The sequence below is a fragment of the Photobacterium pectinilyticum genome, from assembly GCF_024357955.1.
Taxonomy (GTDB): domain Bacteria; phylum Pseudomonadota; class Gammaproteobacteria; order Enterobacterales; family Vibrionaceae; genus Photobacterium; species Photobacterium pectinilyticum.
In genome coordinates, this window is sequence record NZ_JANEYT010000079.1 from 1 (window position 1) to 23,220 (window position 23,220).

Annotated in this window: 24 protein-coding genes; 8 read left to right on the plus strand and 16 right to left on the minus strand. The window is 43.2% G+C overall.

Going from position 1 to position 23,220, the window contains the following annotated elements:
• Positions 1 to 88 (minus strand): helix-turn-helix domain-containing protein (locus NHN17_RS21465; RefSeq protein ID WP_255044705.1); only part of this gene is annotated, 88 nt, incomplete at its 3' end.
• 224 nt (positions 89 to 312) lie between these two features.
• Between NHN17_RS21465 and NHN17_RS21470 the strand changes: the two genes are divergently transcribed.
• The 4 genes from NHN17_RS21470 (at position 313) to NHN17_RS21485 (ending at position 1,561) form a co-directional block, all read left to right on the plus strand.
• Positions 313 to 513 carry a hypothetical protein gene (locus NHN17_RS21470; RefSeq protein WP_255044683.1) on the plus strand — a complete coding sequence of 67 codons (201 nt, stop codon included), beginning with the start codon at positions 313 to 315 and terminating at the stop codon, positions 511 to 513.
• Between the two features lie 129 nt (positions 514 to 642).
• Positions 643 to 858, plus strand: a complete 216-nt coding sequence (locus tag NHN17_RS21475) for a hypothetical protein (RefSeq protein ID WP_255044684.1) — start codon at positions 643 to 645, stop codon at positions 856 to 858.
• Between the two features lie 50 nt (positions 859 to 908).
• The gene (locus NHN17_RS21480) at positions 909 to 1,241 is read left to right on the plus strand and encodes a hypothetical protein (RefSeq protein ID WP_255044685.1); all 333 of its coding nucleotides are present in this window, start codon (positions 909 to 911) and stop codon (positions 1,239 to 1,241) included.
• Between the two features lie 173 nt (positions 1,242 to 1,414).
• A complete protein-coding gene (locus tag NHN17_RS21485; RefSeq protein WP_255044686.1) occupies positions 1,415 to 1,561 on the plus strand; it encodes a hypothetical protein in 147 nt (48 codons plus the stop codon).
• 177 nt (positions 1,562 to 1,738) lie between these two features.
• Here the strand turns inward: NHN17_RS21485 and NHN17_RS21490 are convergent, their stop codons facing one another.
• The 6 genes from NHN17_RS21490 to NHN17_RS21515 all read right to left on the minus strand — a co-directional run bounded on the left by NHN17_RS21490 (position 1,739) and on the right by NHN17_RS21515 (position 7,644).
• Positions 1,739 to 2,452 (minus strand): hypothetical protein, encoded by a 714-nt coding sequence (locus NHN17_RS21490; RefSeq protein WP_255044687.1) that lies wholly within the window; start codon positions 2,450 to 2,452, stop codon positions 1,739 to 1,741.
• 80 nt (positions 2,453 to 2,532) lie between these two features.
• Positions 2,533 to 2,961, minus strand: coding sequence for a DUF1173 family protein (locus tag NHN17_RS21495; RefSeq protein WP_255044688.1), 429 nt, complete (start codon positions 2,959 to 2,961; stop codon positions 2,533 to 2,535).
• Between the two features lie 325 nt (positions 2,962 to 3,286).
• Entirely contained in the window at positions 3,287 to 5,683 is a 2,397-nt protein-coding gene (locus NHN17_RS21500) for an Ig-like domain-containing protein (RefSeq protein ID WP_255044689.1), read from the minus strand.
• Between the two features lie 17 nt (positions 5,684 to 5,700).
• The gene (locus NHN17_RS21505) at positions 5,701 to 6,504 is read right to left on the minus strand and encodes a hypothetical protein (RefSeq protein WP_255044690.1); all 804 of its coding nucleotides are present in this window, start codon (positions 6,502 to 6,504) and stop codon (positions 5,701 to 5,703) included.
• Entirely contained in the window at positions 6,491 to 6,901 is a 411-nt protein-coding gene (locus NHN17_RS21510) for a hypothetical protein (protein WP_255044691.1), read from the minus strand. Before NHN17_RS21510 ends, NHN17_RS21505 begins: the two co-directional genes overlap by 14 nt.
• A complete protein-coding gene (locus NHN17_RS21515) occupies positions 6,898 to 7,644 on the minus strand; it encodes a hypothetical protein (RefSeq protein ID WP_255044692.1) in 747 nt (248 codons plus the stop codon). The genes NHN17_RS21510 and NHN17_RS21515 overlap by 4 nt, the downstream gene beginning before the upstream one ends.
• A 284-nt stretch (positions 7,645 to 7,928) precedes the next feature.
• On the opposite strand from NHN17_RS21515, the gene NHN17_RS26080 reads away from it, so the two are divergent.
• The 4 genes from NHN17_RS26080 (at position 7,929) to NHN17_RS21530 (ending at position 12,965) form a co-directional block, all read left to right on the plus strand.
• On the plus strand, positions 7,929 to 8,384 hold the full coding sequence (locus tag NHN17_RS26080) for a metal-dependent hydrolase (protein ID WP_373689584.1): 456 nt from the start codon (positions 7,929 to 7,931) through the stop codon (positions 8,382 to 8,384).
• A 116-nt stretch (positions 8,385 to 8,500) separates the two neighbouring features.
• A complete protein-coding gene (locus tag NHN17_RS21520; RefSeq protein WP_255044693.1) occupies positions 8,501 to 9,094 on the plus strand; it encodes a hypothetical protein in 594 nt (197 codons plus the stop codon).
• Positions 9,095 to 9,622: 528 nt separating this feature from the next.
• Positions 9,623 to 10,888: a recombinase family protein gene (locus NHN17_RS21525; protein ID WP_255044694.1), complete on the plus strand. Its 1,266-nt coding sequence runs from the start codon at positions 9,623 to 9,625 to the stop codon at positions 10,886 to 10,888.
• 28 nt (positions 10,889 to 10,916) lie between these two features.
• Positions 10,917 to 12,965, plus strand: coding sequence for a zinc-ribbon domain-containing protein (locus tag NHN17_RS21530; RefSeq protein WP_255044695.1), 2,049 nt, complete (start codon positions 10,917 to 10,919; stop codon positions 12,963 to 12,965).
• A gap of 275 nt (positions 12,966 to 13,240) precedes the next feature.
• Here the strand turns inward: NHN17_RS21530 and NHN17_RS21535 are convergent, their stop codons facing one another.
• The 9 genes from NHN17_RS21535 to NHN17_RS21575 form a co-directional block, all read right to left on the minus strand.
• The gene (locus tag NHN17_RS21535; RefSeq protein ID WP_255044696.1) at positions 13,241 to 13,411 is read right to left on the minus strand and encodes a hypothetical protein; all 171 of its coding nucleotides are present in this window, start codon (positions 13,409 to 13,411) and stop codon (positions 13,241 to 13,243) included.
• Between the two features lie 128 nt (positions 13,412 to 13,539).
• Positions 13,540 to 14,709 carry a DUF7146 domain-containing protein gene (locus NHN17_RS21540; RefSeq protein ID WP_255044697.1) on the minus strand — a complete coding sequence of 390 codons (1,170 nt, stop codon included), beginning with the start codon at positions 14,707 to 14,709 and terminating at the stop codon, positions 13,540 to 13,542.
• On the minus strand, positions 14,697 to 14,867 hold the full coding sequence (locus NHN17_RS21545) for a hypothetical protein (RefSeq protein WP_255044698.1): 171 nt from the start codon (positions 14,865 to 14,867) through the stop codon (positions 14,697 to 14,699). Before NHN17_RS21545 ends, NHN17_RS21540 begins: the two co-directional genes overlap by 13 nt.
• An 80-nt stretch (positions 14,868 to 14,947) precedes the next feature.
• Positions 14,948 to 16,903, minus strand: coding sequence for a VWA domain-containing protein (locus NHN17_RS21550; protein WP_255044699.1), 1,956 nt, complete (start codon positions 16,901 to 16,903; stop codon positions 14,948 to 14,950).
• Positions 16,904 to 16,956: 53 nt separating this feature from the next.
• Positions 16,957 to 18,186, minus strand: coding sequence for a DUF3150 domain-containing protein (locus NHN17_RS21555; protein ID WP_255044700.1), 1,230 nt, complete (start codon positions 18,184 to 18,186; stop codon positions 16,957 to 16,959).
• 147 nt (positions 18,187 to 18,333) lie between these two features.
• On the minus strand, positions 18,334 to 20,349 hold the full coding sequence (locus NHN17_RS21560) for an AAA family ATPase (RefSeq protein ID WP_255044701.1): 2,016 nt from the start codon (positions 20,347 to 20,349) through the stop codon (positions 18,334 to 18,336).
• A 100-nt stretch (positions 20,350 to 20,449) separates the two neighbouring features.
• Positions 20,450 to 21,055, minus strand: coding sequence for a hypothetical protein (locus NHN17_RS21565; protein WP_255044702.1), 606 nt, complete (start codon positions 21,053 to 21,055; stop codon positions 20,450 to 20,452).
• Positions 21,056 to 21,218: 163 nt separating this feature from the next.
• Complete coding sequence (locus NHN17_RS21570; RefSeq protein WP_255044703.1) at positions 21,219 to 21,446, minus strand: hypothetical protein; 228 nt, start codon at positions 21,444 to 21,446, stop codon at positions 21,219 to 21,221.
• Between the two features lie 119 nt (positions 21,447 to 21,565).
• A complete protein-coding gene (locus NHN17_RS21575) occupies positions 21,566 to 22,474 on the minus strand; it encodes a hypothetical protein (RefSeq protein WP_255044704.1) in 909 nt (302 codons plus the stop codon).
• Between the last annotated feature and the right edge of the window lie 746 nt (positions 22,475 to 23,220).

Below are 23,220 nucleotides of genomic sequence, written 5' to 3' on the forward strand. Positions count from 1 at the left end.
CAAAACGCGTACAGCCAAACGTCTGCTCAAGTAATGATACTTGCTCAGTTGTTGGGTAGATGCGGTATTTATAAGCTCTTTCCTTCATTCTCACAAGAGTAGATCATTTTTTGTGAGTGTAAAGAATATTAAATCCCTAACGATGAGCGGCATTTCCTCCCCTCCCTTCGCGCTTCGCGACTACGGAAGAGGTATCCATGCCGGAAATTCGATGAGCAAAGCACCCCCAATTCAACCCAGCGACTTCGAGATCACTGGATTTTCTCGGGCCGTTTGGATAAATTGAATCTAAAGGCAAAAATGAGGTGTGAAATGTTAAAAATTATTAATGGTATTTTATCAAAAATGCATGATGTGGCAATATTATCTGCAGTCCTTGCAATGATAATCCCTTTGTTTGTGGATATGCCAGAAACAAAGGCGTGGGCACCACTTTCAAGTCCTATGTTTCAGTATGTAATCCCATCCCTAGTAATTGTTACTGCATTGTTATTAAGATCCAATAAAAAATGAATACAGAAAGACTATTGGATAAATAGATCAAGCAAGTGTTGCCGGAAAAAGTCTTCTAAAGTTGCAATTGAATACATGGAAAACTTGAGACAAGGCAAAACAGATAAAAAGTTCATGGAGAGAAAATGCTTGAGTAAACAATTATCGTTATTTGTTATTTTTTTGGGGCTGGTTTCATCAGCTGTTGGTATGTATAGAATCATGCCGTCAGACTTCTTTTCTGTAGCGGTTATGGCCGAAAAGTTCATTGCTACAATACAGATCATCGGTGGAGTTATTTTAATTTACGGGGGCCTGCTCTATTTTAAAAGAGATAAAGGAACTGAGGATGACAACTTGCTTTGAACTACCAAATTAAAAATTCGACTTATGAATGCAATTAAAAAGGATGAGCTATGGAACAGTCTACTACGGAGTTTTACGAAGACCTAAGCCGAGAAATGGATGAACTTTTCACGACAATCCTGGAAAAAAATATTCAACCACTACTTGATAATGAAATTAATGCATCACAGTGGTGTCGAGATATCGCTTTTGAACATCATATTTCAGAAGGGTTTTCCGCAGCCTATCTAAAAGAGAAGCATGGTATGGAGGTAAAGCTACTTCCTGAGCCTGAGCTATTTATTACCATCGAATGTGAAGCCTGCCTTGGCTCCTCTAATGGTATCTGCCATGAGTGTTTAGAGCTATCTGATGAGCTCAATAGTTTACAAACTGAAAGATGAAGTAATCAGCTTTCTCTATGCACGGTGCAGTTGATTCATTTCACTACCCGACTTAAATCGTAACTCATAGATTTACCTGATTACCACGTAGTTTCAGCTAATGCTAGTAACTGAACCCTGTTGATTTTTGTATATAATATAGTCATGGAGCAGAATGAAAGTGGGGAGTATCGATGAGCGAAGATAAAACTAAGAGACTGTCACCTCAAGAAATGCGCGAAGTCTTGCTTACCAATGCAAAGGTGTTGGCATCTGATCGTTTCAGAACCTCTGCTCCAGAGATTTCAGGTCAAAGAAAAGTATCCACGACCACACCCTAAAATCACCCGATACTCTCAGGTAATTTCCCCTGTCATAACAGGCCAGTAAAGAAAGGAATGGACATCCCTTCTGAAACTGAATCTGGTTCTTCAGCATACCCATAGAGCGTTGTGGAGATCTGTGTATTGCTGAAGTCATGCTCTAATTAAGCTGAACTCGGTGGTAATCAGGTAGATTTAAGCCGGTGCCAAACTAAGAAGCTCATCAAGTCCTTGCAGCGCCGATACGTCATCCTGGAATACCTCCGTGAGCTTATCTATGCTATATGCACGCTTCATTAGTGGAATTAATCTTGCCTTCCGTTCTGCATATTCTTGATCCTCGGTCCCCATCACCTCGATGATCTCACTATACACCCGCTTTCCGTCAGATTTTGCTTGGAGAATGAAATCCGGCAGTAAGGCGACACCTCCACCAGCTTTATATAGCAGAGGCTTGGTCAGAGACCATTTCAATCTTGGATTATGCTGTCTGTCTAATTTTTGCATAATGTATTTGCACACTACGCGCTCATAGTGGCTATCAACAGGTATAGGGTTAGCCGCAGATACAACAGGCTTGATAAAGAGCGTATGGGGCTTGAAAACGTTGTCACCGGTATCCGTAACGGTCATCAGTGCGATGAAAGGGCCTTGAGTTTTACGACCAGGACGAACTATACGCTGGAACTCATAAAGATAATGGCCGCAGTGAACCATGTTGTTATCAAATTGAGCGTTAGGCCACAACTGTAGGACGAATGCATGCGGCCTACCACCACCTGACCATTGTTCAACCGCCTTTAATTTGCTGCAAGCTATCTTTAAACCTTTATCTCCGAAGAATATCCATTCATCTAACGTACCCTCACCAAACTCTATTTTCTTGGCTGCATCTCTCAGCTGTGCCAAGGTACGTAACTCGCTGGTGCGCTTTTTCGGGTGGTACCAATTACTGAAGCTGGACTGATATAACTGACGTAATAATCGATCTAGGCTGTGGCGCTGGTTTTCATTATGCCCTTGGTATCGCCAGAAAATATTCGAGAGCTTGATTGACCTTCCGATGACTTTAGGTGATAAACAAAACGCTCAAAGCCTGTTTCGGACTCTTTTATAGTATCTGCCCCTACTCCATGCTCAATTGAGCCTTTTATATCGCTGTATAACGGACAGTTTTGGCTGTGTTGCCCCGAAACAGGGTGGTTAACAAGCGTGTATCGCTCTCTTGCATAACGAACAAACATCAAAGCCGGTGTTGGATTGCAGTGACAAAGTAAATGCTGTTGCTTTTCATAGATGCACTGTAGAAGGTGTTGGCTAGCAGAGGAGTTCCTATAGGCGTCCTTGAGGCGCCATGGTTCCGATATTCTATCGACAACAAGACTAGGATCGTTTTTATATACTAATGCGATTTTCATTGAGCATCCCTTCAGCACTCAGCATTGATTAAATTTACCGCAGTTTGGTGGTAAAGTCTTTTCAATTAGCGAGTTATGTGAAGGAAACACTCCGCTCACCATGCTTTATTATAACGCTTTGAAGCTTTTAGCTGCTTTGGGTTAGGCTTCGCTTCCGTTTCAGCATCTACCCTTGACGTTATGGCCAACCTTAGTTTGTCACAAGCCTGAGCGCCCACTGTTTTTTTTCGCCAAACGGCTATAGACCCCCCGAAGGGGGTTTTAGTATCAAATACCGGCACTCCATCCAGGGAGAAAAAAGTCTTGCTGGTGGAAGCGTCAAAGGCTAGTCCCATTTAGAACGAAGATTTGGTACGTCAAACATAAAGCCTGATATGCCTTGAATATCTGCGTCAGCAGGAAATATTTCAACGGATAGCTCGCCCGTATTACCTAGGTCAACAATGACGTTAGCTGAATCGCCAGGTCTCAACGTGATTGTTTCACTGCCAGCTATAAAATTTATCGTCACAGCAGAGTCGATACGATTCGTTACCGTGGCATCCTGAGGTCCGGTCGCTAATTGCCCTCCCTCTATCGTTAAGGGGCTCTCCGAATAGATATGAGCCAGGGGGTTATCTAAACTATCAGTTAGCGGTCTATCGGTTGGGAGGTAGGGCTGGGTAACTATCGTTACAAGGTTGTCCGGAATGTAGCTGAACTCAATCTCTTCCATACCAACATTATTAAAATCATCTATAACAGTGGCGGTAATTTGATACTTCTCGCCTTCATCCAAAGTTGGAAAAATTCTCGGTGATTCAAGCCCATAAACACTATCGCCTACCTTCGAATATCCAAGGTAAACGTGTTCCTCTGCATTACTGCCGGTTAGGAGTATGCTCTCGACATAAGCATTCGATAGGTTATCTACATGGAGCGTCATATCGCGGATATTAGATATGGTGGCCGGCAGATTGCCACCTTCGTAGCGGAATGATAGCTCTGGCGGCGTGAGGTCAATCAGTACGTTCTCTATTTGGTGGTAACCAATATTACCGTAGGAATCCGTTGCAGCCACTTCAATCGTAAATTGGCCGTTAGGCAGACCTGAAATGTCAAACCTATCCAAGCGGTTTTGATAATCACGTTCTATCGTGCTGCTATGCGGAACCACATACTCGCGACCATCCTGTATCGCCTTCGCAGCAACAGATACGATTCGCCATTGATTAATTTGCCAATTGTTCATCCGGTCAGCATCGAAGGAATGCACACTAATCGCTTTGCTGGCTCGGTCCACATCAATGCTCAACACCTCAGGATCGTTAAAATCATGATATGTATATAAATAGCTGACATGTAACCGCTCGCTTTCGTCCTCTCGGGACAGGTACCAGTGGATCGGTGTGTAGCCTCTGCCGGTAGAGCGAGTGATGCTAATCGGTACCTCGCATGTCTCCTCTTCAGGCTCGATAAAACAGGGTTCATAGCCGTTTACCCATGCCTTTTGCCGGTATGGCCTTGGGTGCGCCCAAAATTGCACTTTGGTTATTTCATAAGGTTCATTGTGTTTAGGGCTTTCATGCGTAGACCACGTGCCATCAGCTAAGTAAGTCGCCTGGAACCTTAGGTAGCGGCCTTTGGGGCCTTCTGTCACTCCATCTCCTAACGAGAAATTCAAAGAGTTGAGCCTTACACTATGGCAAACCTTGCCCCCTAGGGACATGAGCTCAAAATACGAACGGGTCTGAGGATAAACAAACCGGCTTTCACGGTAAGTATAATTTTCGTCAGAATTTGTTATGTTACCAGCCCAACCGAAGTTAGTGTCGTTAAACTCAGTGTGTTCAGTCTTTGGCCTATACCACCTCATCAATACTGGGTTCTCGTGTATCACTAAACCTGATACATATTCTTCCCATTGCTCCACGAGGGGATTCCACACCTGCCCTTTGGCATTGGGGGGACAGTCGCGGTCTATCGAGGATTCACGCTGGATCGTCGATACGTTGCCAGCTTTATCGTAGATATCAAAGCCAATGACGTAGTTATCCTGAGAGTTTGGCGCAGCATCAGAACCAGCAGCTTCTCCAGCTTGCACAGACGTGTAGCCTGTCTCCGGGTCAAGCCGGGCATCAATTTCGTTCTTTCCTAGCGCATCGGTGTACGTCCAGTATCGAGCATGGCTTAGCCCTGATAGCTCATCGCTGACTTGCTTTATGTGTAGCTCACGAGTCGCACTAGTATTGGAAAACACATCTATTGAGCCATATGAATTCCCTGCCCTCACCCATGTTATATCGTCATCCTGAATTGATGGGGGAACGGTATCTTTCGTGAGAGCATATTGATCACTGCTTACCACTTGGTCATGTAAAGAGATGATTTGTGCTTCTAGCGAATATTTGCCATCATCAGGAAGAGACACTGAAAACGTCTTACCGTAAAACTCCCTTCCATCAAAAGATAGCCGGTCATTGATCGTGATAACGGTCGAGCTATGGTCAGCCACTATATGGCCATCTTCACCTTTGATGATGAGGCGAAGCCGTCTATCTAGTCCGCCTGACACAAACAAGTCCATCGAACCGCTAGTACGGCTATAGTTAATCTGGCTTTGACTTGGTGTCATAGTGACTGCTTCGCCAGTGACAGCGCGATATTCAATACCTTCAATCGCTGCAGAAGCATTGAATGACAAAAATGCCGCCAGTGCGAACGAACATTTACCCAATTTCATTTTTGATTGAATTCCTTTTACAACGTCGACTCGAAGATGTACCGCAAATAATGACTAACCTGCTGAGCGGCTTTTTTCTGCTGCGCCTCACCCAATGCATAATTGATTCTGAAATAATTTTCGACTGGACGGTGTCCATGCCGTGTAGCATAAATATGAGGAGCAAGGTCAGCAGTGTCAGTAATTATGTCTTGAATAGCCATTTTTTCTTCATCAGCATCAGCTTTCAGCCCGGGAAAGGTCATGCTGTTCCAAAAGCCACTTAGCGTTAAATTACAGTTGCCGGCCGTTTCGTTTCTTACTTTAGATAGGCAGTAGAGCTCGCCATTGCGATCTCCTTGGCTGAAAGTCCTATGGTCAAAGAAAGAAACGGTGTGAGTTGGTTGGTAAGCCACGGCTATCATGGCTGAAGCGTATAACGTCAGGAGCATTTTGGCATTAGGGTCTGACTGCCGTTTGGCCAATTCAACGATGTCATCAAAGACAAGGTGCATATTGCCATATTTCAAACCACCAAATCCTTGATTGCGGTATTCAATTGTCGCCCTGAACCACATATTGACATCTCTCTGGCGCTTCAGATCTTCCGGCAACGGCACTTGGTAATGCCGGAAAAGCCTACCTGGACTTGCAAACCGAAACACCTCTGCAGCATGATCAACAAAATTGATCTTCGATGTCGCAAAGTGTTCGATTTCAAGTACATCCAGAGCAGCCGCGTTGATAGACTGGTGCGACTGTGAGTTCCATGCCTGCGCGGGCTGCGACAGAATTGAAAATAATCCGCACAATGTCAGAAATTTTCGACTAATTCTCTTCATGCTCAACCAGCACCAAACGACTTCCATCACGCATCAATAATCGGTCATTCACGGTAGTGAACTCATGACCTAGCACACTGTCAGCTGAGATACGATCTAACTCAGCACCATCAAGCGCTTCAACCACAATAAACCAATCACCTTCTGGACCACTACGTGTAAGCCTATCAGCCGTGACTTCATCGATGATAGTAAACTCATCGTTGGTTTGTACAACGTGACGGAGTGATTCAATCATATCCTGCGCGTTTGTATCATCAAACATCGCCCGCACATGCTCCAGGCCTTCGGGATCGTGAATTCGAGTCGGCTTAGGGGAAGACAGAAAAAATGCTCCAAGCCCCAGAACAACAACAGCTGCAACAATGGCTATTTTCTTTTTTTGATCCAGTTTCATTTATTCGCTTTTCTCACATTAATAAGGTGCAAATGTCCATTTTTCGGCCCATACAGATATAGGGATCCTTTGAAGTAGCGTGAGTGTCCGTAACCCTTAGTCAAGGCTGTCTGGCCTTGATCTATTAACCACTCACAGTAGCCCTTTTCACCACCATCAGACATGTAGCCGATATACTGGTCAAAATTAGACTTGCTTGCCCGGTTAATGGCATGAACCGTTAACCTTAAACTTGAATCACTAAGCCCTTGAGTGTCTGCCACGCTACCGTCGCAATCAAACTTCCATTCAATTCCATAACGCTTTACTAGGAGCTTTCCTTCACTGGCAATGTCACGAGTCATATCATTGAAAAAAGTCGCTATGCCTTTCTCTCCACCAGCCAGTTGGTAAGACAAGTACTGACTTGCTAGCTTTTGAGATAAATAGTTAACAAAACCAAATGGAATAACATCACCGTCTAGTGTATCACGTCGTTCTATTTCTTCCTGTGCTCGTTTCGCCAATTTAGAATCAGAGCTTGTCGCTAGATGTCGTAGCTGAGCCAGCGGGGCAGCAACATACCGAATATTCTCGCAGCTTGGATGATCAATACGCTCCTCCAAGTCAATTTCTACCATGTTATTTTTACATCCCTGTGATTTAAAAAACTTACTTCTTAGATCCTTCATGGCTTTTGCTGTTGGGACAAAGCGATTTTTCGATTGATTGCGAATATATGTTACATGTCGTGAACTTTGCATATCTTTCCTCCGTTGAATTGGATTCAGAATAACGATTTAACTCAAAACATAATTGACCGCGTTTTAAGATCAACGATCGCAACTAACAGCAATAAGCTACACGTCCGTGCAAGCTGGTAACGTCAATTTAGCATGTTTTTCCGGACTACTTTATCGAATGGGTAGTTACTTGCACAACCAGAAGTTGTAAGCAATTTTGGATTCTGCTGTTGAGCGTTCCCGTCCTGTCTATTACCACCAAAAGACAGTACACTAAGCTGAACAATCAATTCTTTAGGTGAATTATGAACTTGCATGGCCATCTGGCAATAGCCAGTCTTGGGTACGTGATGCTGGAATATGCTGTGCCATGGCTACCGATGTACCAGTTATCGCCACTCCTTGCGCTTCCACTTGTACTTTTGGGTGCGCTGCTTTGTGATGTCGACCATCCTGAATCCACTATAGGCCGACTCTGTTTATTCATATCCTGGCCCATAAGGATTATATTCGGGCACCGAGGCATCACCCACTCACTTTTGGCAATACTTTGCTTATGGTATTTCTTAGGCTCTAACCCTTATGCCTGCGCAATAATAATTGGTGCAAGTACACATTTGCTCGGTGACTTTTTAACACCAAGCGGTATTCCGCTACTTTATCCTTACAGAAAAAGGTATCGTCTTGCATTAATTACCAACCCTTTTTCTGAGTTTATTGTCAGTGCGTCTGCAATAGTCGTTTCGTACTTGTATTGGTGAGTGTAACCCTGTGAAACTGTTTTGTTGTTTTAAGATCACGCGCAGTCTGTCTTATTTTGTTATGCTATCACCATCTGTTGTCATTGTTATTAATAACAATTGAAAGGAATCGTAAAATGAAAAAGCTTCTTACTTTATCTGCGATCTCGCTAGCGCTGATCGGCTGTTCTTCAGCACCAGAAATTCCTATGGATGAGCGTGCGCGTTCTGCGACTGATTATCAAAGCGCCGTGACAAACACGCAACTGGCTTTGATCCCTGACTGGTACCTAGACCCACCTAAAACCACTTACCTCAAGGGTATCTATGTAACGTCTACAGCTGAAAGCTCAAACCTTCAGTTTGCGATGAACCAGGCAACTTTGTTAGCTGAACAACAACTATCACGCCGCATGGATGCGGTTATTGAAAGTTATGAGCTATCCGAGGTAAATGAAAACAGCGGTAACCTTATCACAAGCTCAGAACAAACAATCCAGGTGCACATCGAGCGTGCCTCTCTGTTTGGTCATGAAGTCGATAAACGTCAAGTTTTTGCAGATCCGCACACCGGTAACTACCGTGTGTATATGCTGATGCATTTACCGGCCAAAGCACAGATTGAATTGCTAAACAAGAAAATCACATTGGAAACCAACACGCTTGAAGTTGAGCGACTACAACAATATGTTGCAGAGCTTGAGCGTAACCTACAATCTGAAGATGCATAATAGCTGTTAACAGCTATTACGTCCGACCTACAGCACAGCAAGCCACGAGAGATCATTTTTACCGCACGGATGATCTCTCATACCTGACGCACCCTCCGCAAAATGCCTTTAATTCCCAAACATTGCATGTTGCCGCTTATTGCTATCTTGAGCTTTTCCACTCAGGAAATCAGTATCTCCCTCTAGATAACAGGCACATCGCCTACAAAGAGTAAGATTTTGGTTAATTGATCCGATCATCCGTTTTAGCAATCTCGTTACTGGTAGGTCACGACGAATTAATTTACACTATCAACACCCTAACTTCATCGAGAATTATTTTTTCTCAAATAATTATAATCGATCTATTTATGCTCAGTAAATCAATTATGCTGCGCCTCACTCCTGACGTTTATTTTATTCTGGATATTTCTGATTTTATTGGCGTTTAGTCTGGTTCTGGATCTCTTTCAAAAGTACAGATTGATTGGCTATTGAGTTAGCAGTGTACACTGGTAGCTAAGTTAAAAATGCAGTAGTAGGTAAGCTATGTCAGAACCAAAAATTTCAGTAAAGTCAGTCATGTGTAATGAAATGCTCCGCTTTGCAAACCTATGGAGAGGCGACCTGCTCATCAACCGTGATTTCTATTTCCATGCTGGTGAGCTGTCCAAGGATTTGGTCGTTAATAACGCCTACAACATGCCTCTTCTTGAACAAGCGATTATTGAACCTGTCAGCCGGATGGCTAACATCAAGCGTATCGCTGACGAAGCTGGATTACGATTTAGTGCTGTATTGAAAGAGGATACAGTACCGGTTGATCATGATGGCAGCCACACTGAGCGTCCTGAAGTGCATGATGACTTTCAGCAATACAAAGGCCTGGTGGTTGGTGGCGCTGTTCATAACAGGAATTTCGCTGAGTATGTATCTATTGATGAGATCAAAGAAATCACGCACTCAGATGATGAGAATATTATACGTTCAACACTTTATGAAACAGCCATATACCGCTTCTATCAGCGACATGACTGGACTATGTTATCGAGTGACCTCATCGCGTTATTGGAACTGCATCGACTACGGCTATTTATGTATTTCGTCACAACTAGTGATATTGAGGCAACGTTGCTGCTCTTAGTCGTCGCTAAAATTAATGACAACAAAGACCGTCTTTGTAAAGCGTCCATCATTTGGAATGAGCAATTTGACCGACAATGCCTATCACTGGCCATTACACTCTGCCAGTTAGCCAACAAGCACAGTATTTCTCAAAATGATGTGCTGTTTTATGCACATACGCTATCTGCCGAGTGTGCGTCTGTTAGCCTTAGTATCGACCCGATTACCGGTGAGCTGTATATCAGTGATTTCATCTCCTATAGCGGTGACAAGCCTCAACTGGAGTTAAAAGTGAGGCACACAACAGCTGGTCTGTTAAAGAAAAATTTCGAAAGAAACAACCTACTCTACGCAGAAGCCGTCACCTTGCGCCAGTTTGATGTGCTTAAAACAAATAGTGAAGGTTTGCCATATATCGTTCGTCGAGATTGCTCATGCAAAGAACGCGAGGTACTCGGTGCTTGGGCTATGCTCTACTACGCAGATGGTTCACACACCACGGAATTCGTGTCTGAAAAAGAGTTACAGCAAGTCGCTGAACTATCCGGTAATGATACTTGGTTTGGCGTTTTCGCTGACAAGATGCGAGAGAAGCAAGCTTTGCTATCACTGTTACGCCAGACAGATTGGTCGATAAGGCCAGCACAGTCAAAGTTGAAACAACATTTTATGAACAAGCTGCTGCATTAAAATTTGCAAGGAGGCAATTATTAAAGCTTTGGATACCGCGAAATTCATCGAAAATAGCAAACGGATATTTGGTGATCAGTTTGACTATCGCGATGCTGAATATAAGCATGCTAAAGAGCCTGTTACGCTATGGTGCACATTCCATGACGAAGAAGAAAAAGTCTTAGTTAAACCTGATGGTCACTACACTTTTATTTTTGGGGGCTGTAAAAATTGTTACGCCCTTCGCAAAAATAAAGATCACCACCAATATAAGTTGAACATTCTCAGAAAAAGAGTTCCTACAGCGTCTAATGTCAAAGAAGAGCTTGGAGATATGCTCAGTTTTTCATGTGATAAACATGGATTTCAGATACAAAGCTTAACTGAGTACGATTCTTTTGGATGTATATATTGTTCACTTCAAATAAAACGCAAAAACATCACTCATGTTGAATATGACCCATCGAAAAGAGAGGTTACGTATTGTTGTAATATTCACGGTGAACATAAAGCATCAATTGAAGATTACTTAACTTACTCTTGTCTAGAGTGTAAATCTGAAGAGAACAAATCCCGGTTCTTTGAATCTCTGTCACCAGAGATTGCGGAATTAAATGACTATTCAGATACAGTATTCGGTCATACCGTTTTTAATAAATTAGAGATTAATTATCGATGCATAAAGCATAATATACAGTGTGTGCAAGGTGTAACAAGACACCTAAAGGGTAAGTCAGGTTGCAAGAAATGTCACAAAGAGAAGATGTCTTTAAGCCTTAATGAATTTCACGCAAACTTGATACCAGAAAGAAAGGCATACTTTATTAAAAAAGCACATGAGATCTGGGGGACAGGTACGTTTTGCTACCCTAATTTGGATATAGAATTAACAAGCTTAGATAACAAAATTACAATGATTTGTAACATGCATAAACATCCAGTTGAAATTAAGACCATTACAGCCCGGGAGCACATCACTGTAACAAACCATAATGGGAAAGGGGCTGGTTGCTATGAATGCAAAAAAATTGAAGCTAGTAAGCGACTTAGGAAACCTTTCGGCGTAGTAGTGGCCCGTTATAAATTAAAAGGCTTGACTGTTTTATCTGAAGAAAGCGAATACTGCAACAGCAAATCAAAGCTATTGATGAAATGTCGAAATGGCCATATTACTCGGACTGAAGTTGCAAAAATTCTATATACCAACCAAGGATGCACGGAATGTAATCCATTAATTGGTGAAACTGTTACACTCAAGGTGTTGGGTGAATACTTTGGTGTGGAGTTTGAAAAAAAAAGGTTTAAAACCAATACAGGTAAACACCAATACCTAGAACTAGATGGTTATAATGATGAATTGAAAATCGGTATTGAATATCAAGGGCCAAGTCACTTAAAAAGAAGTTTTCATCGAAGTCATAAAAGTTGGATGAACCAGTTAGATAGGGATGATGCTACAAGAAATATGTGTTATGAAAAAGGCATTAAACTCATAGAAGTCCATTGCTTTAAAATGGATAAACTGGAGGCGGACAATATATTTGATGAAATATCCAAGGGTTTTGCACGAATTGGAATTTTGTTTGACCAAACAAAAATCACTTCGCTAGATGAAATTTTGGATGGAATTATAAATTCAGAATCTTTACTTTACCAGCTTGACGATATTTCTGAGGGGCATAACTTAACCCTGTTGGATGAGCGAATATATTGGGGAGTTGAGCACCGGTATAACTGGAGGTGTAAAACATGTAATTTTGAGTTTCCAAGTAGTATCTCGCTTAGAAACAAAGCTAAAAACAAGTGTTGCCCAAAATGTTCAAATCTAATAACAAGACAACGTCTAAAGGAAGAGTATAAAAATGCTGATAAAAGCCAATATTTGGAAAATTTAAGAGAAAGAGTTCTTAAACGAGGTGTTAAATTAAGCACAGAACAGTGGCTAGGGACTGAAGGTATTTATGAAGGCACTTGCATCCACTGTGGCCTACAAGTTAAGCCTTTTCCCTACAATAAAACGGTTAAGCATAAGAATCCGGACCCATTTTGCATCTGCCAAGCCAAACACCCAGGCATGATGAAACAAAACTGGTAGCAAAGAGAGCCTGAGGCGTTAATTATCGAATGTCAGGCTCATGAGCTCTGCTACTCGCCGTTCAGTACGGGCAGCCCGACTTCCGTGTTCGTATGCCCACGCCCAATGAGATTTTGGGATTCCGTTATCTAACGTTTCTGGAAACGGATTAGGCGTATACCCCCAACAGTCTCGGGATTGGTCAAAGTAGCCTTGGCGCTGGGCTTCACTTATAAAGGTTTTGTATATAAGGGCCAGCTCTTGCTCTGATATGAGCGTGTGATATTGCCCCCCTACTATACCGTAAACACTTGACCATAATGCGGATACCTAACAGGCGTCCCATCTGCCACAAGTTGATATTTGGGTGATATTTTCAACCCCATATCATCTAAATAAAGCTTACCCGTTACAGGGCCTTTTCCAAGGTGCAAAGGGTTATATTTCAGTTGATTGCTTTTATTCATGTTTTTCCTGCCTGGTTAATACCTTAACTCTTATTCTGTATTATTTTTTAACTACAACTCACTTCAAAACCAGTTAAAACACTGAATTTAGGTAAAAAAAAACCTCACCAAAATGGTGAGGTTGAAAGTTACATAGCAAGGTGTGCCGGAAATCCAGCTGCACCAAGCGCGTTCCATTGGTCGAGAAAGTCAACTGAGGATTTCTCGGATGGAACGTCGATGGTCGGGAGATAGTGTTCTACTAAATACCCCTGCCTCCCAAGACGTTCCTTGAGTTGCTTCATCGCATTCTGGCCACCATTACTTCGGTCTTTATCACCGAAAATAATCACCAAAAAATTTTCTTTTTTAACACCAGCAATGGTTGGAGGTTGATAACCAGCAAGCAGCGTACTGTTGTACATAGGCTGGACATATAATCCTGTGCCCGCTTTGACTGCTTCCATCGTTTCAACACCTTCTCCTACCGCAATACATGCCCAGTTAACTCCATTTTCGTCAGTCCACTGAAGAGGATTATCGTATTCCAGATAACTTCCTTGTGAAAACTGCCATGGTGCCATCATCAGCATCTTGCGTTGCGGCTCGTCTATCATGTTTCCATCAGGCATAAACCACATTCGGTGGAAGGTCACCCGTCTTCCGTGCTCATCGATCATTGGGATCAATAAGCCGGGATAAAACGCATGGCTTTCCTTATTACCTTCTGCTCGTTTACCTTTTGGGTATAGCAATCGTGGATGAAACCGTATTGTCTCCGGTAGCTCCACATCAGGCACTCCCCGCTTGGCAAAATAGGCTTGAATGACTTGCTCAGCTTCTGGCTCACGTACTGAAACTGATTCGGACCAGGTCTTAGCTATCATCTTGATGGCAAACTGCCCATCATTGAATAGCTTTTCCTGTTGCCGGCGTAACACCTCTGGATCCGGCTTTGGTATCGTAAAATTACCGACGCCATGACCATCATCTTCGTAGTGTACTCCTGCACATTCCAAAACCTTTTTTGCCGCACTCACATTATCAATATCCAAGAACCACTCGGTGAAACCGATGATATCCAGATATCTGCCATCATTGATGTCATTATGGATGCAGTAACCATTGGTTTGATAATGCTTATGTAGACGAAATTTGGTGGATTTCGAACCATTTCCACCATAATTTGCCTTGGGGCATGGGTAATGCTTCTTGGGGTTTTGAACCATATAATCCAAGCCCAATGCTGAATAAACAACACTGTAATCAGTTATACGGTTCACAAGCTCAAAGACGCTTGTCCTGTCTACATTTCCCATATGCCATCCTTTTCCTGCTGGGTCAAAGGCCTTTTATGATCAAACGATTCGGGCAAATCTTCCAACTTGCACGTCGCTTTAATCACCGTGTTGTCTTCACGCACGATGGCATGAAGCCTAAGGCCCGTTTCTTTTGAATATTTATCAATATAATACATAAAGTAGTCCTCATTTTTGAGTAAAAAAAGGGACTACTTCCCTGCAGGGATGTAATCCCTGTAGGGTTAAGTTGTTGGTGTTAGAACGCTAGACCCCGCATTGCGGTTGAAAGCGCTTGAGCAAGCTCATCGCTTTCTTTTATCAGCATGGATGTCGAGTAATGCTCGAGAGATTCCTTACCTATGCCATCTCCAATACCAATACCAATGGTTTTAATACCTAAGGTCTCAGCAAAGTGAGTGGCGTAAGCAACCCTATCTGCACAGCGTGCCTCTCCATCCGTTATGATAAACAATAATTTCTTACGTTCTGGTCGTTTATTAATATGCCGTATTGCAGCCATCATGGCTTCACCCGTAGGCGTACCACCTTTACCTCGGCAAATATTCACCTTGTCGATCACACCCGCTAATCGCTCGTGGTAACCCTTAGACAAAATAATGCCATGCCGTAATTCGGGGTACATTCCAATCGCGTATGGGATCTTAAGGCTTTCTAATGCCGTGGACAGTGAGTACGTAGCCTTAACTGCAACACCCATCCAGGAAGAATAACCACCCATCGATGGGGAACGATCTACTAACAGGTAAACAGCCGTATTTTCAGCCTTTCCTATTTGTTCCTCAACAAAAACTCGACCATCGATAACACCGCGGTATAACTCCGTTGGAGCAATATCAACACCACGACGTGAGTATGTCGATTTAGTAAAGTTCTTGCTTTGAACCAACCGGTTTAGATCTCGCTTAAGCCTAGAGGCATCACCTTTGGCACTGGCACGCAATACGCTATGAGGAAACAGCCTCGATTTGTTATCAGGAGAAGTACACTCAGCAAGTGGAAGTGGTACTTCAACATCAATATCAACGGCATGTTCGCTCAACTCATCCAAAATGGCTTGAGTATGATCCATTGATGTTTGACGTGATAACTGCTGGCTCATTTCCGACAAGCTTGGAAACGACGGTTCATGCTGACTCTCACCAGATTGGCTGTCGCCCTGCTGCTGATCGCCTGCCTGCTGTTGACCATCACCAGATTGGCTGTCGCCCTGCTGTTGACCCTCACCAGATTGGCTGTCGCCCTGCTGCTGATCGCCTGCCTGCTGTTGACCATCTCCAGATTGGCTGTCGCCCTGCTGCTGATCGCCTGCCTGCTGTTGACCATCTCCAGATTGGCTGTCGCCCTGCTGCTGATCGCCTGCCTGCTGTTGACCCTCACCAGATTGGCTGTCGCCCTGCTGTTGATCGCCTGCCTGCTGTTGACCCTCACCAGATTGGCTGTCGCCCTGCTGTTGATCGCCTGCCTGCTGTTGACCATCTCCACATTGAACATCAGATGGTTGGCCTTGTTGAGGTGGATGCTTTAACAGCACTCTCTTCAACCAAATATTTATATTTAAAGCTGCTCGAAGGTTGCCCTCTGTAGAGCATGAACTACGAGCGACGTTTATAAGCAGATCTAATTTGTTCAAGCAATCAGAATCGATAACACGTGCCAAAACAGCCCGTTTTGCGGCTGCAAGCTTATCCGTATTGGGTGTCTTAACTCGTGCCCACTGCAAAGTAAATAGAACATAGAAAAGAACATCTTTTCGTATATTCCCTGTTGGCTTAGCACTCCAGTACCCCTCACGGATGAGAAACTGGTTCATGTAATCCAATTTTGCTTTTGCTCCAGGCAATACTTTAGCTCCTTTTGACTCAATATATGGGTCTTCAAGAGCATTCAGTATGTCAGCCACTTTATCTTTTCGAGATTCCGCGAAGGATGCAAAACTGGTGAACTTATGATGCAGTATCTCATGCACCAAAAAACCTTCAGTCAGCTTGCGATTATGCTCGATTCGAAAATCCGCACACGGAACAGCTAGATAGCGACGGTCATCATCTCCTTGTCCCATGTAAGCCATGGCGTTAAAGCCATCAGCCCATTCAACTCGGACAGGGTTTTCAGCTAACGCACCGGAGATTACCTCCATAGAACGTAGCATTGATTGTGCTGCTTGTTGTTGTTTAATTGTTTGCTTTTTCATTGGTCGACTCCAAAAAAAAAGCTCCCCCCGAAGGAAGAGCTAACGGGGGGGGGCTAGATGAATTTTTTGAACACATCAAACAATGAATCAAACTCAATAGGTTGAGGTTCATCTAAAACTGGCTCGCTTGCTGGTAGACTCTCTTGCTGAGTATCTGCAAACAGATCACTCAGGTCGATTGCTTCATTGCTAAGCGGCACTATTTCATTTTCATCTATGTTATTTTTCGTTGTCTTGGCTTGAGCAACAGGTCTCTCAACCTGATCAGTTGTCAGCTCATCGATTGAAATACTCTCCGGCTTAGTCTCAACTTCAGCACTCTCAAGAAGATCTTGAGTTGAACTATTGTTTAGTACTAATTCAGTGATGTACTCGGGTACTTTCAACGACTCGTAGATGTCCACGATCCGCTTCAAGGCGTTTACATCCTCGATCCATGCATCTTGAGTATTCCATCCATTCGGCAATGCTTCCGCAGCAGAGTCGATGACATCAACAACCCGCGAAAAATCCGGATTGATTAATGTGACATCTTCCACTTTGGTACGAAGGCGTTTCATCAGATCGATGATAGTCGCGCGAACACGGTTACCACTTTCACGATAGCTTTGCATCGAATAACGCCAAAAATGCCTCGCCTCATCTGAAATACCTTTCGATAGTTGAACCACAAGATCATCATTTTTGTTCATGATGTTCTCCCGGCCATTTTTTACCAGCACCTCGCCTAGAATGGCACCGGCATCTTGGTGGATACCAATGGCCTGAGGCGGCTCAATTTTAAAACGGTAAGTACGTTTTAATTGGTCTTGAGTCGGCCGTTTAGCTTCTATGGCAGATGCAAGATCTGGATATAAAACCTTCTGCTCTTCAATAAAAACATCAATATTGGTAATGAAGTTATCAACTTCTGACCAAAATTCGTCTTCAATGGCAAATAGCTCATCATAGAGTTGAGCGATATTTTCCATCTTTATTAGGTATTCATTTCTGCCGAAGTGAAATCCCCACTGAAGAGCTTTGGCTTTCGCCTCATCACGAGCACGGTGAGCAAAAGCGGTATAACCGCTGTCCACGATACTAAGCGACGGTTTTCCAAGAGCTTTTTCCTTGGATACATCCAATCCGTGTACACGGACTTCTGCATCTGAGAGCACGCGTCGCGCTGCGAAACCTTTAACAGTAAACCTTACTAGGCAAAATAACCCAGTTTGGTTTTGAGTTGCTTTGAGGCTGTTGTTCAATGCCTTATTTTGGATATCAGTAGTGCTGTTCTGGCTCATAAGGTAGATCCTTTTTGAGACGGACAAACACTATTGCCCTCACGGACAATAATGTTGCCCGTGAGGGAGGAAATTTAATTTAGATTTAAAGCTTTACATATTACCCACCGGGCAAAAGTGTTGCCCGAGTAGGTTAAAAGTTATGACTTATGCGGCAGCCGGAGCGGGATAAAACTTTCCAGTCTGAAAATCCCACTTGATATTCTGAGTCGCCAGATAACCTGTAGCTAACTTCTCTGATCTTTTACTCTCAGCATAAAGCAGTGCAGATTTCTCACCTTCGGCAAAAGTGCTCATTTCGCGGTGGTAGTATGTAATTTCACTTGTTACAGGATGGCTAAATAAGGTGTGTGTTCCACGTTCATCGATACCGATACCCCAGAACTTCCTACGATCACCATCTGTATATACATAAGCACTAAATACTACGTTAGACACATCTTGTAGCTCTGACGAAGCAACATTATTTTGCTGCTGCGCTAATGCCGCTAACTTGTCTTTCCACTGTTGATCATGCGATTGAGCTTCCACTTGAGCTTTCGCCTCCGCTTCTAACCGAGCTTGCTCTTTAGCTTCCGCTTGAGCTTTCGCCTCCGCTTCTAACCGAGCCTGCTCTTCAGCTTCCGCTTGAGCTTTCGCTTCTGCTTCTAACCGAGCCTGCTCTTCAGCTTCCGCTTGAGCTTTCGCTTCTGCTTCTAACCGAGCCTGCTCTTCAGCTTCCGCTTGAGCTTTCGCCTCCGCTTCTAACCGAGCTTGCTCTTCAGCTTCCGCTTGAGCTTTCGCCTCTGCTTCTGCTTGACGTTTTTCATCACTGGCTTCTAAATTGGCGTCTGCTCTAGTTTCTACATCAGCCATCACTATGGCATGTGCATCATTTAGGGTTAGACCAACGTCCATCGGATCAGTGACTTCAGGTTCATGTAACAGAATTAAAGCCTGTCGAAGCTGCTCAACTTTCATTGCCTCGATGCCCTCGCGGAGATTTTGTAGAGCAAGGTGCTCCATCTCAGTTTTAGGTTTCACCGTTTTCAACAATGGCGGTTTCTCGTAAGCATCACCAAACACATTCTCAGCAATAAATGCTAAAGCGTGCTGGTCATGCTCTTCAGCAGAATTGATGATTACAGATAAAAAAGAATCTTTAATCGTCCTTTGGTTGCCAGAGAAGATTATGCGGTGAGCGAGACCACGAATAAGTCGGATTGAAATTGGGGTATCAATACGTTGGTACGCATCACCACCACCCAAGATCTGTGATATTTTTTTTCCTTGTTCCTCAGCTTTACCGTTTTCAAGTGCGACAGTGCAAAAATGGAAGTATTGAGTCAGCATACGGTTGAGCTTATCTGTCAGTGCCGGAAATTGACGCTGCAAGATTTGCTTCATTACATCCTGACTTGGATACTTCGTTTCTAGCCACATAAAACGCGCCGAGAATGCTCTATCGAGTTTCTGTACGTTATATGATCCTCGAGAGTCACCATTTCCCGCAGTCTGTGTCGTACCAAAAAACCTAAACGATTGATTTGGCTGGATAACCTCTCCAGTATCTTCAATTGTGAATGGCTTGCTATCACAAATATTGTGAAGTTTCGCTATCACACTTTCAGAGCCTTTATCAAGTTCGTTGACTACTAACATGAACCCAGGTCCTCGGCTATCATAAGCCGTTGGTACGACACCTTCTGCAAAGAATGTTGCACCATCAGCAAGCTGATATGTCCCTTGGATTTTGTCATCGCGGGTTGATGCCGTTAGGCTTAGCTCCAGCATAGGAATGCTGAGTTTGGCACTAATGAATTGTGGCATCTCGGATTTACCGGTACCCGTTTCTCCGTAGAGAGACATAGCAAGCATCCGTTCACTAGCCATATACATAACGCTATCGAAAAGCACATCACGATCAGGCACGTACATCCCATTAAGTTTTGCTACTTCAGGGTGACGGAATCGACGAACAGGTAGAGCCGTATCCGGATCACCAATCCAATCATTTCCGAAAATGTCACCGGCGCGTTTGAAATCAACTTCTTTCCAAAGAGGAAGGAAATTGATTGCTTGCTTTAGCTTATGTGAACACTCTTTACTCTCATAAAGAGCACTAAGCTGCTCAACGGTTAGTTGATCAAGTTTATCGAAGTTTAGGTTTAGTTTGTTAGACATAACGTAGATCCTTTAAGTGAAATTAAATATAGAAATTACATATAGGGATCTACGCCTTGCGGGACGAGATCCCGCTAGGGAGGTTTATTAATTACGAATTTTAACGAATTTTATTGAAATCACGTGCGCGAGCATCGTGCTTTGCATTCAAGCTACGGTTGAAAACCTGAGCTTTAATACCTTGCTCATCGAGATAATCAAGGTATTCCTCATTATCAAAGTAGAACTTCACGGCCTTTCGGTCGCTACAACATTTCTCGTATACAACGGCAGCAAGCTCTAAAGCGAACTCTATACCAGAAATAGCAATTGTGTTGCTGCTGGGTACACGCTTCATGGTCAAACAAGCATTAAGTGCCTGTTTGTAATCATCGCTATAACGATGGTCTACCCACTGTGCATGTTCCAAGGCACGTTCAGCATCTAAGCCAACGAGAGCACACAACTCAGCAAACTTATCTGTGTAGATAAAGTTAACCGCCGACTTGTAATCAGCACTCCTTCTGCCTGCGAATTGAAGGTCATAAATAACCAACTCCAATTGCTTGCGTGCAATGGCCAGAATACTATCCTTGTCCCAATTTAGCCGAAACTGATTCGTCTTAGGATCAAATTCATTACTCTGAACCATTTGTACGAGCAGTTTGGATGGGATTTGCTTACGCATCTCAGTAATTGAGAATTGGCCTTCAGTTGTGATTTTCATAGCGACCTCCTTGTGTTTTCAAATCACAGAATTTGCTGATTTGCTTTTTCAATGGAGGGTTGCTTTCAAGTTTATATTTTAAAGATTCCATAATAGATGCTCCTAAATAATAAAGGGGATCTATCCCACTAGGGAAAGATTCCCCTTAGTGGGTGGAAAATATTTATTCGGATTGAAGTAGTTCTTTAGCCTGAGTTAGCGTCAAAGGTTCAGTAAAAACCAATGATCCCATAGCACCACCCTCGGCAATAATGATAAAGCCTCGTGATGGGAAGAATCCCTTCTCCATATAAAGTGACTTCTGTTTTCCACCATTGTTTATTGTATCGATATGAACCACACCAGAAATTGGAGTTAGTTCTTTAATACAGTGGAAAAACTCATTGCTCATAAGCCATAGCTTCGCGAGTAAGAGCCAATTTATCGCCAATGCGACGAAGTTTCTTGGCTCGGACGGAGTCAAAAGAACTAAGTTTGCTTGCACGGTTATAAAAAGTCATAAATCACCTTCTATTGTTTAAAGAAGTTAGCAGCGTTTGGTTGCAGGTTTCCTGCGGCGTATGTAGCAGCGTTTTGCTGCAAATTTGCCTCCGCGCCTTCATTGACCCAGTCAGGTTCTGGCTTTGAAGCCGTAGTCAGTTGGTCAATGGTTATTGGCTGTGGGGTTGCTGCAGGCTGAGCTGGCTGCGTTTGTACAGGTTGAGCGGCTGGTTGAACTGGCTGCATTGGCTGCATTTGTGCAGGTTGAGCGGCTTGTTGAACTGGCTGCATTGGCTGCGTTTGTGCAGGTTGAGCGGCTTGTTGAACTGGCTGCATTGGCTGCGTTTGTGCAGGTTGAGCGGCTTGTTGAACTGGCTGCATTGGCTGTGTTTGTGCAGCTGGCTGTGTTTGCTGTTGCAGGAGTGCCATTGCGGCTGCCAATTGCTGCGGAGAGAATTGACTGGTAGCGGCTTCTGGCGTTGCTGCTTGAGCATTTGAAACCTGTGCTAAGCGATTAACTTCTTTCTGATTTATTTGTAGGCCTAATTGCTCAAACACAGCTGGCAGTTGATCAACTAGATGATTAACCGATTGTTCAGTTAATTTATTTAGTAGATTACCAACCGTTCTGTGCATTTTGGGTGCGTGACCTTCAATTCTATTTACAAACAAGACTATGGTTTTTTGACCGTCATGCTTTCCGATACGAAGTTCACCATTAACGAGAATTTCATCACCAGAGTTAATACGGCCTTGCCAGTGTTCTGTTTGCTTCTTGGTTAGGATGACGTTTAGCCAGTTATCATGGTATTGATTGCCGGTGTCTAAGGTTTTCGATTTAACAGACTGACAAATACCAAATTTCAAACAACCATTGCTAGTTGTCTCAACACGACCAACGTTACCACCGAAATTAGTAGAATTCTGATTAAAAAACATAAGTTAGCTCCTCGAGTTAAATAACCTATGAGAAGCGACCCAGACGGGGGCTTCCCGACAGGGTTATGTATTTTTATTAAGTTATGATTAAGTATAAATTTAAAATATATATTAAATACCGAATTTCCACAGTGGGCTTCTGCTCTTATAACGAGTAATAAACCTCTTGTTAAGGAGAATAGATTAAACGTCAAAAGACGTATCAATAATGATAATTTCAAAAATTGAAGGGGTTGGAAACTGGAATTACGAATAACTCGTATTATTGTAATTACAGCTTTAATGAAATTTTGGGTGTAACTTGCCTGTAGCGCAGTACAGGTAAAAATGCTTATTTAATAATTTTTTTGCATTTGTTAGCAAACTGGCTTGCTAACAATATAGTTATAACACTTAACCTACTGTTAGGCAAAGGTTAAAGTGGTAAAACGGCTACGTGAACCGTTCTATAGAGCAAGCATCCTCGGATGCTTGCTCTAGGAAAGTTATTGTGTGAACTCCCGATACCAACTTGATAGCTTCGAGCTGATCCAGGTAATTATCCATAGCGCTAGAATGGCTATTGATACGGGGGTTAAGTTGATATCTTTGCTATCAAAAAAAATCATGAGACAACATGATAATGCTTCGCATATGTTAAAAGTTTTCCAGAACAACCTCTGCTTAAACGTAAGCGGGTAATTCTACCCACCTAGCTATTGAAGGGCCCTTTGCTATAGGGCAGCAGATCGCTGATATCACAGCCC